We start from the raw sequence: 14,479 nt of genomic DNA on the forward strand, positions 1-14,479 counted from the left end.
TTTCTAGCAATTAAAAAAAGCAATATTTAAATTTAGTTACTATAAATATTAATTTAGCAACAATCTATTTATTATTTTTGCACTGAAATATTTTATATTAATATAAGAATTTCATTATGTAACCGACAATTTCTAATATATCCCTAATAAAAAAAACACAAACCAATTATGATTTGTGTTTTCTTTTTGATAATTGTAAATTTTCTTTACTAATTTTATTTTGGTTATTCTTGGAAGAATTTATTAATACCTGAATAATTTCGAATTAATTTATCAATTCGCAAATTCTCAGGAAGATTTACTTTTTCCAATTTTGGATCTTCGACCAGAACTACTTTACCCGCTTGAGCTGTATTAGCTGCTTGAATACCTGAAACCGAATCTTCAAAAATAGCACTATTACTTACTTTACCATCAACGTTTTCGATAGCTTTCAAGAAGATATCAGGTGCTGGTTTACCCTTGATTTGACCGTCATTGAAAGCAACTTTGCTTAAATCAAACCAACGTCCCAATTGCAACTGCTCGAAGAAAAACTCTACATTAGAATATTCCGAAGCCGTTGCGATGTTCAGCTTAATATCATTACTCTCACACCAGTCCAAAAAATCAGCTAATCCTGATACTAATTGGAATTCATCGGGAGTATTCAAACAAATTTCTCGATAAATATTCTCTTTTTTATCTGACAATTGAGTTAATTCAGCACCTGAAATACTTCTGCCCAAATAATACTCAAAAGTATTACGATTATTAATTCCAGCAATGTGCAATTGATAATCTTGACTGGTCAATTTGCGATTGAACTCGACTTCTAAAAATTTTCCCCAAGCTCTCTTTTGAATCAAACCGTCGAAAATCATCGTACCGTTGAAATCAAAAATCATTGTATCAATCATAAGTATCCTCCCATGCAAGCGCTTTTAAACAAATTGTCTCACGTCGAGGTTTTTCCAACAAGTTAACTTCAAAATAAGAAATCTATTTTAAAATAAGATAAACATTTCATTTTTTGAATAATTTTTCCAACAAAAAACCATGAATCGATTTGATCCATGGTCGAAATTTTCAATTATTTAATATCAGAAGCTTTAACCCATTCATTAGTAGCTACACGATACATCTTGGCTCCATTGATTGTCTTCATCAAATCAGTAGCCCAAGCTGAATTCCTACCTAAACCACGATTTGAAATAGTTTGACCATCTCTTGTATAAAGTGGTGTGATATTGACATTCTTTGTAGTTACTTTATTTACATCAGATTTTTCTGCACCGACAGCATCTGCTTCTGTATTAGTATTATTACCGGTCGATTTAACTGATACATCAGAAGCTTTGACCCATTCAGTAGTTGATACTTGATAATAATCTACTCCATCCAAAGTCATTTTGTTGTTAGTTTGCCAATCAGTTCCTCCGCGAAGTGCACGGTTAGCTAAAGCACCAGTCTTTGTATATAGTGGTGTGTATTCTGAATCGGTATTAGTCGTTACAACGCTCTTGAATGGTGTTACTCCATTATCAGCTTTATTAACGGTCACGATTTGGGTATTACCATTGGCTTGCAAAGCTACTGTAGCATCTTTAGTAGCGTAACCCTTTGGAAGTTGTGAAGTAACATCGACAGTTTCACCAACTTTTTTGCCAGAAATAGTAGCTGTTCCTACTTGTTCGTTGTCAGCAGTCTTAAAGATTATTGTGTTGCTGATTTCTTTAGTTACATTAATGCTGTATGTAGCATCTTTTGCAATCTCAACACTAGCATCAGCATCACTCAAAACATAACCTGTGATATCTGGCTTAGGGATCGACAAAGTTTGTCCAATCACGGCATCAACACTAGTTTCTCCTACTTGAGTTTTGGTTGCCTCATCGACGTAGTTGATTGTGACATTAGTGATTTGATCTGTCTTCACAACCTTAAAAGTTTGTGTAGTTCCGTCAGCTTTGACAACTGCCTCTTGATCAAGTCCCGGATATAGTGAATAACCGTCTGGCATGTTGATTTTTGCACCAACACTAGCTTTCACTGATGTGGCAGGAAGATCTTTAATAGCATTGCCATTGACATCAGTAAATTTAATCAAATTCGTAGCTTCATTCTCTGCTGTAGTTGAAGCAGTTCCTTCAGCGTTAACAGTTGTAACAGGAGCACTAACTGTGCCTAGTACCATACCTGATACTAGTAATCCACTCAATAATAATGATGTAGCTTTTTTCACAATAAACCCTCCGTATCCTATTTGTTCATGTAAATATTAGTTTAGTTAAACATTTGTTTCAAGTTAATGATTTTTTTACTGGCCAAAACCTTCTGGAATTCCCAATGCTACCCGGGCATAGCGACTCATTTTAGAAATATCCCAGATTGGATACCATACTAACTCGATTTCACAATTTTTGATACCTTCGACCGACTTGACAGCTGCGGTAATCGTATCATGCAACATGTCGCTGAGAGGACAGCCCATTGTGGTCAAGGTCATCGTTATAACGGCATCAGTTTCATTTTCAATTTCTACTTCATAAATCAAACCTAAATTAACAATATCAATTCCTAGTTCAGGATCAATCACCTTCTCTAAGGCATCCATAACTAGGTCTTTTTTGGTCTTATCTTCTGTCATATTCTTTAACCAATTGACCCTTCCATTTCATAACTAATCAAACGATTCAATTCAACCGCGTATTCCATAGGTAGTTTCTTCGTAAATGGTTCAACAAAGCCCATAACAATCATCTCGGTAGCTTTTTCTTCGGAAATTCCTCGGCTCATTAAGTAATAAAGTTGTTCTTCAGAAATCTTTGATACTCGAGCTTCATGTTCCATCGAAACATTGGCATTATCAATTTCATTGTAAGGAATCGTATCCGATGAAGATTGATCGTCCATGATAATCGTGTCGCATTCAACGTGGGCTTTCGAGCCATCAGAATGTTTGCCAAATCTAACTGTACCTCGATAGTCCACTGATCCACCAGTTTGAGCGATTGATTTAGAAACGATTGAACTAGAAGTGTTTTTGGCATTATGAATCATGCGAGCACCAGAATCTTGATGAATTCCGTTACTGGCCACCGCAATTGACAACATCGTTCCTCGAGCATTTTCACCATTCAAGTAAACACTTGGGTATTTCATTGTAACTTTGGAACCAAGGTTACCGTCGACCCATTCCATCGTGGCGTTTTCCGAAGCGGCAGCCCGTTTAGTTTCCAAACTATAAACGTTGTCAGACCAATTTTGAATCGTTGTATAACGACAATATGCATCTCGCAAAACGTTAACCTCAACTACTGCAGCATGCAAACTATCAGAAGAATAATTCGGTGCAGTACAACCTTCGACGTAATCGACTTTGGCACCTTCATCGACGATAATTAAGGTCCGCTCAAATTGCCCCGAGTTTTCGGCATTTAATCTGAAATAGGATTGGATTGGAATATCACATCTCACGCCTTTAGGAACATAAATGAACGATCCACCAGACCAAACTGCTCCATTCAAAGCCGCAAATTTGTTATCAGTAGGTTTAACTAATTTACCAAACCATTTTTTGAAAAGTTCTGGATACTCTTGTAACGCCGTATCCGTGTCGGTGAACAAAATTCCTAACTTTTCAAATTCATTGCGCATATTATGATAAACGACTTCCGATTCATATTGAGCTGAAGATCCGGCTAAGTATTTGCGTTCAGCTTCAGGAACACCTAAACGGTCAAAGGTTTCCTTCATCTTATCCGGCACGTCATCCCAGTCACGATATTTTCTATCGGTCATTTTTTGATAATACAACATATTTTCTAAATCTAAGTCTGACAGATCTGGGCCGAAATTAGGCATCGCCAATTTTTGATAGGTTTTGTAAGACTTTAAACGATAATCCAACATCCATTGTGGTTCGTTTTTCTCGGCTGAAATTTTGCGGACTGTTTCTTCTGTCAAACCGCGTCCAGTACTAAATTTAGGCTTTACATCATCGTGAAAACCGTATTCGTATTCTGAATTTTCTAAATCAATCATCGACTTCTTCTCCTAATGATTTTCTTAAAGCCCACCAGCTCAATGTGGCACACTTAATCCGGGCTGGAAACTGCATGACACTTGATAAGATTGCGGCATCACCCAACTTCTTTAAATCTGAATCAGAATGCTTTTTACCCATGACCATATCAGAAAAGATGTGGGCCATTTCTAGTCCTTGCGTGGTGGTTTTATCAATTATAGCATCGGTCATCATGCTGGCAGATGCTTGACTGATAGTACAACCTTCGCCACTAAATCCTGCATCAATGATCTTGTCATCTTTAATTTCTAATTCCAAATTGATTACATCGCCACAAGTTGGATTTTTCAAAGTAGTCTTAGACGTTGCTTGTGGTAAAGCATGCTTATGATGTGGATTTTGTGAATGATCCAAGATAACTTCACGATATAGATTGTTCAATCCCATTAAACTCATACTCTGAAGAACTCCTTTGTATCAGTGATTGCTTGTAATAATTTATCAACATCAGCTTTAGTATTGTAAAAATAAAGACTGGCACGAACGGTTGCCACGACTCCCAAATATTTCATCAACGGTTGGGCACAATGATGTCCCGCTCTGACAGCTACTCCATCCATATCAAAAGCCGTTGCCACATCATGTGGATGTAAATCATTAAGATTAAATGAGATAACGGCGTTATGATTTTTGGAATCATGTGGTCCGTAAACTGTTAATCCTTCGATGCTCAATAATTTAGGCAACGCATAATCAACTAATTCCTGTTCATATTCGGCGATATTTTCCATTCCTAAATTATTCAAATAATCGATAGCTTTGCCTAATCCAATTGCGCCACTGACATTTTGCGTTCCAGCCTCGAATTTCCAAGGTAGTTCACTCCAAGTACTATCGAATTTGTCCACTGAATTGATCATCTCACCGCCAAATTGGTATGGTGAAGTTTGTTCTAACAATTCTTTTTTGCCATACAAAACACCGATTCCCATTGGGCTCAACATCTTATGTCCTGAAAAGGCATAGAAGTCAGCATCTAATTTTTGTACGTCGACTGGTTGATGTGGAACTGCTTGAGCACCGTCAACTACTATAACGGCGTTATGAGAATGCGTGATTTGCGCTAATTTTTTAATATCATTAGTCACACCCAAGACGTTACTTGCATGAGCTACGGCAACAATTTTAGTTTTATCTGTGATTTTATTCAGAGCATCGTTCATATCCAATTGACCATCATCAGTCAATTCAATATATTTCAAAACGGCATGTTTTCTGATAGCGAGTTGTTGCCAAGGAATCAAATTACTATGGTGTTCCATATAAGTGATAACTATTTCATCACCTGCTTGAATATTTGCTTCGCCATAAGTACTAGCAACTAAATTCAAACTATCGGTCGTCCCTTTAGTAAAAATAATTTCTTTGCTAGATTGAGCATTGATAAAATGCTGAACTTTCTTACGAGCTGATTCATATTCATCAGTTGCTCGTTGTCCTAATGTATAAACGCTGCGATGCGCATTAGCATTGATAGTTTGGTAATAATTTGTGACAGTATCGATAACTGTTTGCGGTTTTTGAGAAGTGGCAGCACTGTCCAGATAAACTAATGGTTCATTATTTATTCGCTGCTTTAAGATTGGAAAATCATCACGAATTTTCTGAAACTGCTTGTCCATTTGCCAACTTCCTTTCAATCGTTTGTACCAATTGTTCTCTGATTGCTTTAGATGGGATAGAAACTAACACGTCACCTAAGAACCCACGAATAACCATCCGTTGAGCAGTTTTCTTATCCAATCCACGGCTCATCAAATAATAGAGCTGATTTTGATCGACTTGACCTACACTAGCGGCATGGCCTGCCAAAACATCATTTTCATCTATCAATAAAATTGGATTGGCATCTCCATGAGCGTGGCTCGACATCATTAAGACACGATTTTGTTGTTCAGCATTAGCTCCTGAAGCGCCTTTGATAATGTGGCCGATACCGTTAAAAATCAATCGTGAATGGTCAGTAATCACCCCACGTTGATTGATATTACCAATAGTTTTCTTACCATAATTAGTAACACGAGTATTGACCCCTTCAAGTTGTTTTCCAGCAGTAATATCGACAACTTTAATTTCTGAATGAGCACCAGTACCCTTTAAATCAGTGTCAAAATCAGCGACAGTATTTCCCTCATTCATCAAACCAATCGACCAGTCAACGTAAGCATCCCGACCAACATCCGCTCGGCGACTTAAGTACGACGTTACATTTTGACCGAGTTCATCAACTGCTGCGTACTTCACTTCACTGTTATCTAAAGCTTTGATTTCTACAACACAATTAGCAACACTTACTTGATCACCTTTGGTAGTAGTCTTTTGAATCAATGAGAATTTTGAGTTTTCACCCGCTACGACCAAAACATGAGAAACAAATGGCTGACTAGAATCTTGTTGAAATTCTAATTCGATTGGTTTTTCTACGACCGTATCTTTAGGAACATACAAGAAAACACCATGATTTACATAGGCTGTATTATAAGCCGACAACTTGTTTTCATCTGCTTTAATTACGGTGTACAAATACTTCTGAACTAAGTCAGGGTATTCATTTAGGGCCTCAAACAAATCCATCAAAATATAATTGTCTTGTGATGCTACTTTTATCTTAATAATCGTTTCAGATGGCGGTGTTAGTTGCCAATTATGAAAATCAAAACGTTGTATTGTTGGCAACGGTAATTTCTCAATTGAATTTAATGCCGTCAGTCTTTTTTGAACGAACCAATCAGGTTCATTAATTGTCAGATTTTCTAATGTCATAATATCCCCTTAGTCGTCGGCTAGATTAGCCTTGATTCCTAATTCATCTCGCAAGCCAGCATAACCCTCATCTTCTAGTTTTTGCGCAAGATCAGCCGAACCAGTTTTGACAATTCTTCCGTCCATCATTACGTGGACCACGTCTGGTTTGATGTAATTCAAAAGTCTTTGATAATGAGTGATAATCAAAGCACCAAAGTTATCCCCGCGCATTGAATTAACACCTTTAGAAACAACTTTTAAAGCATCGATATCAAGTCCTGAGTCGATTTCATCTAATAAAGCAAAACTAGGTTTGATCATCAATAATTGTAAAATCTCATTACGTTTCTTTTCGCCACCAGAAAAGCCTTCATTCAAATAACGTTCTGTCATAGCTTGACTCATGTCTAACAATTCCAAATTCTTGTCGAGTTCTTTCAAAAAATCCATTACAGAAATTTTGTCATCTGCTGGACGTCTAGAATTGATGGCTGCTCTCAAAAATTCAGCATTAGTAACACCTTGAATCTCAGCAGGATATTGCATCGCCAAAAATAATCCTTTTCGAGCACGTTGATCGACTGGCATATCCAAAATACTTTCACCGTTCAAAAGGATATCGCCTTTAGTAACGTGGTAGTTTTTTTGACCCATAATAGTCTGCGATAATGTTGATTTACCTGTACCATTAGGTCCCATGATGGCATGAATCTCACCTGTATTCATCAGCAAGTTGACACCTTTGAGAATCTCTTTTTTATTCTTAGTCTCTTCATCTTCCACTTCAACGTGAAGATTTTTTACTTCAAGTGTTGCCATTGTAGCCCTCCAAATACTTTCGATAACAATATTATAATATGAAAAAAATAAAAAAACGTTCAATTAACAAATGAACGTTTTTTATTCCAAATCTAAGATTTCATACTCAAACCCACAAGCATCGATGAATTTCATCAAATCACTGGCGGTTAAGAAAATCGTGTGCGTATTAACATTTGGATGGAAAGTCAGGATCTCTTCACTATCCAGCATTTCTTTATCAAAATACAACTTTATATTATGAGCCGTATTATTAATAATGCCAAACGGTGAAACAATCCCCGCTTCCAGACCCAATTGCTCCTCAATATCGTGGTCATGTGCCATCGATATACGTTTTGTCCCTGTAAGTCCTTGGAAATTCTTGAAATCCATCCGTTTTTTATCATCCATAATCACTAAATAGAAATGTTTCTTCTTATCTTTTAAAAACATCGTCTTAGTTCTAACGCCCTCTAAACCGGCAATATAATTGTCAGCTTGCTCAGTCGTTTCAGCTGCTGGATGGTCAACTACTTTATATTTAATATCTAACTGATTGAGTTTTCCTGCCAAATCTTTATAGGCTTGTTCTGAACCCCTACTCATAATCATCATTACCCTTCATATCTTGATATTGTTTGCGCAAAGCGTTGATTCTCAATTCCACTACTTCATTATGATTAATTTTAGCAAAAGCCATCGCATCCGTTAATAAGTCTTTGACATCTGTTGCTGGTTGGTTTGTATTAATCGCAATTTTAGCCTCTAACAATTTCAATCTTGGTAAATAGTAAGTAATATGTTGTTCAGAACATAACTTGATGCCACGTTTTACCAATTCCAAGCTATTTTCAAACTTGTTTTTAACAATCAAAAAATCAGCCGTATAGAAAACAATCGTTAGAATTCGTAAATAAACGTTTAACCCATTTTTCTGGAAAGTTTGATCTTTGTGTACATTAATATAATCCAAAACTTTATCAAAATAAAACTCAGCTTGCTCCATTTTATTAATGCGTGAATAAAAAATTCCCATACCTACATATGATAAGTAAGAATAAATCGTGTGATGTTCTTCGTCCAAATTGTCCAAAATTTGTGAAAAATTGTAAAAAAGCTCTTCAAATTTACCGTTTGTTAAAGTTATGAATAATCCTTTTTGGTAATAAAATTGCATTTTTAATTCATTATTATTAACATCATCGACATTTAAGTCCTTTAAAGCCTCAGAAACTTTGGCATAGTCTTCCATCATTAAATCGCTTTCAATACGATTCAAAACTGTTCGCATGTGAGTAGTTGATGCACTCGAATTTTTGTAAAGATCGTCCACCGATAATCCAAGTCGTTCGCATAATTTATTGAGAATTGCTAAGGACGGTACTCGACCATTATTTTCAAATTTACTGAGCGTTGATTGTGTACAAATCCCTTGACAGAGCTTAACTTGTGACATTTTTAATTCTTTTCTACGTTCGATAAAAATATTAATATCCATATTTATTTCCTCATTCATTTCTCGCACGGTAGATAACTGATGCGGGACATTATCAAAACACTAACATCCCGCATTTTTTCGTCCAAAAAATATCCTACTATTACAATCAATTATCTAATTTATAGGTTGCTTTGTAAACATATATAACTACATTTATATTGGTTCAATTTATATAAAAAAATATAGAATATTTTAATATCTATAATCGCTTACAAAGATTTTTCAGACAAATATGAAAAAAAATATGACATTTCAGTAAGAGTGAGTTATTATATATTCCATGATTTAAATACAGTTGTTCACATTTGATGAACACAAAAGGGTGGGAACTAATATGGCTAAAGAAAATTTAAGCCGAAGTTTATCTTCAAGACAAATGCAAATGATTGCTCTAGGTGGGACCATCGGGGTTGGACTATTCATGGGTTCTGCTTCCACCATTAAATGGACCGGTCCTTCAGTCTTGTTGGCTTATGCTTTAGCTGGATTGATTCTTTATATGGTAATGCGAGCGCTTGGTGAGATGCTTTACGTTGATCCTTCAACAGGTTCATTTGCCAAATACGCTACCGAATACATACATCCCGTCGTCGGATATTTAACAGCTTGGAGTAATGTTTTCCAATACTTAGTCGTTGGTATTAGTGAAGTTATCGCCGTTGGAACTTATTTGGAATTTTGGTTCCCCACGATGCCAAAATGGATTGCCGGAATAGTTGTCGTTGTAACGCTCTGTGTGGCTAATTTAACTTCTGTTAAAGCTTATGGTGAATTGGAATTCTGGTTTGCTTTGATTAAGGTTTTGACAATTATTATGATGATCATCTTAGGATTCTTCGTTATCGTCTTCGGTGTTGGTAATGGCGGACATCCCGTTGGTATCAGTAACCTTTGGACTCACGGTGGCTTTTTCACAGGTGGTTTGAAAGGATTTATCTTTGCTCTATCAATTGTTGTCGCTTCATATCAAGGAATCGAAGTTATCGGTATTACAGCCGGTGAAGCTGAAAATCCTCAAGAAAATATCGTTAAAGCTATTCGCTCTATCGTTGGTAGAATTTTAATTTTCTATATTGGTGCTATTTTCGTTATCGTCTCAATTTATCCTTGGAACAAATTGGGTACTATCGGTTCACCTTTCGTAGAAACATTTGCTAAAGTTGGTATCACATTTGCAGCTGAAATTATCAACTTTGTTATGCTAACAGCTGCTATGTCTGGATGTAACTCTGGTATCTTCAGTTCCAGTCGAATGCTTTATACGTTAGGTTTGGAAAAACACTTGCCTAAGTCATTCGTTAAATTATCAAAGCACAATGTACCTTACATCCCTGTTCTAGCTATCTCAACTGGTATCTTAATTGGTTTAATTTTGAACTACGCATTACCTGCATTACTACACACATCAAGTAACATCTTTGTTATTGTTTATAGTTCTAGTGTTTTACCAGGTATGGTTCCTTGGTTCGTTATTCTAATTAGTGAATTGAGATTTAGACACATCAACAAGGATAAAATGGATAAACATCCGTTCAAGATGCCACTTTATCCAATCAGTAATTATTTAGCTATTGCTTCATTATTAGTTATCTTAGTCTTCATGTTCTTGAATCCCGAAACTACAGTTTCCCTACTAGTCGGTGTCGCCTTCTTAGTAGTTATGACAATTATCTACTTCGTTAAAGAAAGAAAACCTGCTAAAGTCAGTGTTAAAGAAGACGTTGAAGATGAAGAATTAGATTAAAAAATACTCTAAAACTAAATAAAGGCCCTAATAGAATTCATTTAATTGATTTCTATCAGGGCTTTTATAATACAAGGAACTGGTTATTCAAATAAAAAATAAATTTCTAGTCGGGAGCAAAATCCCTGTGATGGCTCAGCCGCCAAATTATTCTTAGCAACTTGTTGCTTAGAATAAGACCAATCTTGAAGACTTTGCCCGTATTTGGGCTTAGCAAAGGCTCCAAGTTGTGTCGGCAGCGTTCCAGCCAATCACAGGGATTTTGCGGACGACGGCATGTTTAGTTTAACTAAAGATCTTTTTAAATAAAATCAGTAACTTCATTAACGTTATAACGAACTGACTTAGTATAATCACCATCTGGCTTACCAATAGCAATTGAGGTGATTGGAATGTAACGGTCACCATCTAGTCCCAAAGCTGGAGCAACTTTGTCGAAATAGTAACCTGACATTGGATTAGCTTCATATCCATGAGCACGAGCAATTAGCATCAATTGCATTGCAGCCATTGAGCCATCGATCGTAGCATCCTTTTCCAAGAAACTTCTATCAGCGTGTTCATACAATGGTAAGAAAGTCTTGAATACTTTGTCACGTTCTTCAGGACTGATTTGACCATTTTCACAAGCTTTATTCCAAACATCACGGTACTTGTAGTGGGATTGTGTATCTCCTAAAACAAAAATCAAAGCAGAACAAGTATCGGTTTGTGGGTAATTAAATGGCATCATAACTGAACGAGCTTTCTTCTTACCTTCCTCATCATCACAAACAACAAAATGCCATGATTGCAAGTTACATGCTGAAGGAGCTGAAAGAGCTTCTTCTAACATTTCGTTAATCTCTTCACGAGAAATTTTAACGTCTGTCTTGAATTTACGATACGAATGACGATTTAACATAATGTCTTTAAAATCATTGTTTACCATATTTCTTGTTTCATCCATACAAAAACACCCCTCAACATTTTATACGATAATTTTACCGCTGAGAGGTGTTTATGTAAATGTATTCACAAAGTTCTAATCTTTAAAGACAGCCAAACCACCAGCTGGATTATTCCAATCTGGTTCTTGAGCTGTAACGATTAATTTTTCATTAGTAAAGGCGTTTAGACCAAGGTTACTCAATTCACGTCCATAACCGGAACCTTTGACACCACCGAATGGTAATTCTGGCAATGATACTAAGAATGAGTTGACGAAGACCATACCTGTTTCAATCTTTTCAGCAACTGACTTACCGTGTTGAGGATCAGCTGATACAACGATACCACCTAGTCCTAATTCAGAATCATTAGCTAAATCGATAGCTTCTTGATCAGAGTGAACTTTGAAGACTTGAGCAACTGGACCGAAGAATTCATCGTAAAATTCAGGATTATCTTTTTCAACATTAGTCAAAATTGTTGGTTGAATGAATTGACCAGGAAGATCAATTGGTTGGTTACCATAATAAACTTTTGCACCATTTTCAACGGCTTTATCAATTTGTCCTTGAAGCTTTTCCTTAGCACGTTTGGAATTCATTGGAGCCAAAGTTGTCTTAGGATCCATTGGGTCACCTGGAACTAATTTAGAGAAGTTAGCTTTTAGTTTCTCCAAGAATTCATCGTATAAGTTGTCAGCGACGATGAAACGCTTGTCAGAAGTACATACTTGTCCAGCATTGTAAATTCTGACACGCCATGCTAAATCAACAGCCTTATCAACATCTGCATCAGATAAGACAACAAAGGCATCTGAACCACCTAACTCCATCGAGTTCTTCTTAAGATACTTACCGGCAGTTTGAGCAACCGATTGTCCACCACGTTTCGATCCTGTTAAAGCTACTCCTTGAACACGAGGGTCAGCGATAATGTCACTTACTTGATCGTAACTAGCAAAGAGATTCTTGAATGTCCCTTTTGGTGCACCAGCCTCATTAACAATTTTCTCAAAAGCAGCAGCTGAAGCTGGGGTATTCGAAGCGTGTTTTAGAAGCATTGGATTTCCGACCATAAAGTTAGGTGCAAACACACGCATAATTTGATAGTAAGGAAAATTCCAAGGTTCAACCATCATCAAAACACCAGTTGCTTGATGATATACTTGAGCATCACCGGTGTTACGGCTATTAATTGGTGTAGGTTTTAACAAATCGGCTCCATTGTCAGCGAAATAGTCGGCAATGATGGCACACAACTCTACTTCACCCTTTGATTCATTGTAAAGTTTTCCCATATCGATCGTAGCGATTTTAGCTAGTTCATCTTCATGTTCTCTCAATAAATCAGCGATTTTATGTAAGATAGCAGCACGACTTGTAACGGGTTCATCGCGCCACTTCTTGTATAACGCATGTCCATTTGCCAAAGCTTCCTCGATTTCTTCAGCGGTTGCGTCAGGATAAGTTTTCACTAATTCGTTGTTATATGGATTAACTGTTTTATATGCCATAAATAAATTCCTCCTGCGGCAAATTTTCTTATGGTTATTATTTTAATCAAATTGAAAGGGATTTCAAGAATTTGGACTTACCACTTTCCTATTTGGTTAGTACCAATTATCAATTTAATGAAAATCAAACAAGTTTTTTCATATTTTGTCAAAAAAGTGTAAGATTGATTTTAATATTTAATGAAGGGTGTTTTATATATGGGTGTCTTTTTTTCTAGTATATCTGGAATCTTAATAATTATCGGTTTGATTGCCGTCGGCTATGGCTTAAGTGCATTAGGCTGGTTTGATGATAAGTCAACTCGTCTAATCGCTAAAATCGTTACTCAAGTAGCTTTGCCTGCATATATGATTTCAACTATTACTAAAGATTTTACGGCCAAAAAATTGATAAAACTCTTGCCTGACTTGGGCGTGCCAGTTTTATCAATGACTATCTTGATTTTCATTTCGATTATTTTGATCAAAGTATTAAAAATCGACCCTAAACATAAAGGACTTTTCAGTTCGATGTTTTTCAATTCCAACACAGTCTTTGTAGGTTTACCTGTCAATATGGCTTTATTTGGGGAAAAGAGTTTACCTTATGTTTTGGTTTATTATATGGCCAATACAACGTTCTTCTGGACTCTTGGGACCTATTTGATTCAAATGGATGGCGAGATTAAAGGTCACTTCAAACTCAAGACAACGTTGAAAAAAGTCTTCTCACCACCACTATTAGGATTTATTATCGGATTGATTCTAGTAATGCTCCACATTCAATTACCAAAATTCTTAATGTCTGACTTTCAATATTTGGGTGGTTTAACAATTCCTCTATCAATGATTTTCATTGGTATTTCTATTTATAACGCTGGACTCAAAAATGTTTCTTTCCACAAAGACAATCTGGCTATTCTCTTTGGAAGATTTCTCTGTGCTCCCTTGTTGATGGCTGGTTTATTCCTATTTATTCCAGCAACTCCATTAATGAAACAAGTCTTTATCGTTCAAGCAGCAATGCCTGTAATGACTAATGCCCCAGTTGTTGCAAATCTTTATCACGCCGATTCTGATTATGCTGCAATCATGGTTACAGAGACCACTCTATTGAGTTTGATTGTTGTGCCAATTATTATGACAATTATTAAGTAAAAAAAATGATCCTCGCTAGGTTGTAAGAAAAATTACAATCTA

The 14,479-nt window shown here is 36.2% G+C and carries 14 protein-coding genes; 2 read left to right on the forward strand and 12 right to left on the reverse strand.

All coding sequences use genetic code 11. The features are described from left to right. Positions 1-224 precede the first annotated feature (224 nt). The 10 genes from G6534_RS10235 to G6534_RS10280 form a co-directional block, all read right to left on the reverse strand. Entirely contained in the window at positions 225-899 is a 675-nt protein-coding gene (locus tag G6534_RS10235; RefSeq protein WP_182082762.1) for an HAD family hydrolase, read from the reverse strand. 173 nt (positions 900-1,072) lie between these two features. Further along, positions 1,073-2,224 carry an SLAP domain-containing protein gene (locus G6534_RS12225; RefSeq protein ID WP_238788895.1) on the reverse strand — a complete coding sequence of 384 codons (1,152 nt, stop codon included), beginning with the start codon at positions 2,222-2,224 and terminating at the stop codon, positions 1,073-1,075. Between the two features lie 75 nt (positions 2,225-2,299). Then, complete coding sequence (locus tag G6534_RS10245; protein WP_059073973.1) at positions 2,300-2,629, reverse strand: metal-sulfur cluster assembly factor; 330 nt, start codon at positions 2,627-2,629, stop codon at positions 2,300-2,302. A gap of 5 nt (positions 2,630-2,634) precedes the next feature. Next, the gene (gene sufB / locus G6534_RS10250) at positions 2,635-4,026 is read right to left on the reverse strand and encodes a Fe-S cluster assembly protein SufB (RefSeq protein ID WP_059073972.1); all 1,392 of its coding nucleotides are present in this window, start codon (positions 4,024-4,026) and stop codon (positions 2,635-2,637) included. After that, positions 4,019-4,465, reverse strand: coding sequence for a Fe-S cluster assembly sulfur transfer protein SufU (gene sufU, locus G6534_RS10255; protein WP_182082763.1), 447 nt, complete (start codon positions 4,463-4,465; stop codon positions 4,019-4,021). Before sufU ends, sufB begins: the two co-directional genes overlap by 8 nt. After that, positions 4,462-5,691: an aminotransferase class V-fold PLP-dependent enzyme gene (locus G6534_RS10260; protein WP_182082764.1), complete on the reverse strand. Its 1,230-nt coding sequence runs from the start codon at positions 5,689-5,691 to the stop codon at positions 4,462-4,464. The genes sufU and G6534_RS10260 overlap by 4 nt, the downstream gene beginning before the upstream one ends. Further along, positions 5,663-6,832, reverse strand: coding sequence for a Fe-S cluster assembly protein SufD (gene sufD / locus G6534_RS10265; RefSeq protein ID WP_182082765.1), 1,170 nt, complete (start codon positions 6,830-6,832; stop codon positions 5,663-5,665). Before sufD ends, G6534_RS10260 begins: the two co-directional genes overlap by 29 nt. 9 nt (positions 6,833-6,841) lie before the next feature. Beyond that, entirely contained in the window at positions 6,842-7,633 is a 792-nt protein-coding gene (sufC, locus tag G6534_RS10270) for a Fe-S cluster assembly ATPase SufC (protein WP_182082766.1), read from the reverse strand. 81 nt (positions 7,634-7,714) lie between these two features. Beyond that, positions 7,715-8,221, reverse strand: a complete 507-nt coding sequence (locus tag G6534_RS10275; protein ID WP_182082767.1) for a prolyl-tRNA synthetase associated domain-containing protein — start codon at positions 8,219-8,221, stop codon at positions 7,715-7,717. Continuing rightward, positions 8,214-9,113: a helix-turn-helix domain-containing protein gene (locus G6534_RS10280; protein ID WP_182082768.1), complete on the reverse strand. Its 900-nt coding sequence runs from the start codon at positions 9,111-9,113 to the stop codon at positions 8,214-8,216. The genes G6534_RS10275 and G6534_RS10280 overlap by 8 nt, the downstream gene beginning before the upstream one ends. Positions 9,114-9,447: 334 nt before the next feature. Between G6534_RS10280 and G6534_RS10285 the strand changes: the two genes are divergently transcribed. Beyond that, positions 9,448-10,857, forward strand: coding sequence for an amino acid permease (locus tag G6534_RS10285; protein WP_182082769.1), 1,410 nt, complete (start codon positions 9,448-9,450; stop codon positions 10,855-10,857). Positions 10,858-11,158: 301 nt separating this feature from the next. On the opposite strand, the gene G6534_RS10290 is transcribed toward G6534_RS10285, so the two are convergent. Together G6534_RS10290 and G6534_RS10295 are read right to left on the reverse strand one after the other, a co-directional pair. Continuing rightward, a complete protein-coding gene (locus tag G6534_RS10290; protein WP_059073964.1) occupies positions 11,159-11,806 on the reverse strand; it encodes a nitroreductase family protein in 648 nt (215 codons plus the stop codon). A 75-nt stretch (positions 11,807-11,881) separates the two neighbouring features. Next, a complete protein-coding gene (locus G6534_RS10295) occupies positions 11,882-13,300 on the reverse strand; it encodes an NAD-dependent succinate-semialdehyde dehydrogenase (RefSeq protein WP_182082770.1) in 1,419 nt (472 codons plus the stop codon). A gap of 198 nt (positions 13,301-13,498) precedes the next feature. Between G6534_RS10295 and G6534_RS10300 the strand changes: the two genes are divergently transcribed. Further along, positions 13,499-14,437, forward strand: a complete 939-nt coding sequence (locus tag G6534_RS10300) for an AEC family transporter (RefSeq protein WP_059073962.1) — start codon at positions 13,499-13,501, stop codon at positions 14,435-14,437. Positions 14,438-14,479 lie beyond the last annotated feature (42 nt).

The organism is Companilactobacillus pabuli, assembly GCF_014058425.1.
GTDB classification, from domain to species: Bacteria; Bacillota; Bacilli; order Lactobacillales; family Lactobacillaceae; genus Companilactobacillus; species Companilactobacillus pabuli.

Bases quoted from the DNA above. Each gene is read 5' to 3' on its own strand.
- G6534_RS10235 (WP_182082762.1), bottom strand. From the start codon at position 899: ATGATTGATACAATGATTTTTGATTTCAACGGTACGATGATTTTCGAC.
- G6534_RS10245 (WP_059073973.1), bottom strand. From the start codon at position 2,629: ATGACAGAAGATAAGACCAAAAAAGACCTAGTTATGGATGCCTTAGAG.
- sufB (WP_059073972.1), bottom strand. From the start codon at position 4,026: ATGATTGATTTAGAAAATTCAGAATACGAATACGGTTTTCACGATGAT.
- sufU (WP_182082763.1), bottom strand. From the start codon at position 4,465: ATGAGTTTAATGGGATTGAACAATCTATATCGTGAAGTTATCTTGGAT.
- G6534_RS10260 (WP_182082764.1), bottom strand. From the start codon at position 5,691: ATGGACAAGCAGTTTCAGAAAATTCGTGATGATTTTCCAATCTTAAAG.
- sufD (WP_182082765.1), bottom strand. From the start codon at position 6,832: ATGACATTAGAAAATCTGACAATTAATGAACCTGATTGGTTCGTTCAA.
- sufC (WP_182082766.1), bottom strand. From the start codon at position 7,633: ATGGCAACACTTGAAGTAAAAAATCTTCACGTTGAAGTGGAAGATGAA.
- G6534_RS10275 (WP_182082767.1), bottom strand. From the start codon at position 8,221: ATGAGTAGGGGTTCAGAACAAGCCTATAAAGATTTGGCAGGAAAACTC.
- G6534_RS10280 (WP_182082768.1), bottom strand. From the start codon at position 9,113: ATGGATATTAATATTTTTATCGAACGTAGAAAAGAATTAAAAATGTCA.
- G6534_RS10285 (WP_182082769.1), top strand. From the start codon at position 9,448: ATGGCTAAAGAAAATTTAAGCCGAAGTTTATCTTCAAGACAAATGCAA.
- G6534_RS10290 (WP_059073964.1), bottom strand. From the start codon at position 11,806: ATGGATGAAACAAGAAATATGGTAAACAATGATTTTAAAGACATTATG.
- G6534_RS10295 (WP_182082770.1), bottom strand. From the start codon at position 13,300: ATGGCATATAAAACAGTTAATCCATATAACAACGAATTAGTGAAAACT.
- G6534_RS10300 (WP_059073962.1), top strand. From the start codon at position 13,499: ATGGGTGTCTTTTTTTCTAGTATATCTGGAATCTTAATAATTATCGGT.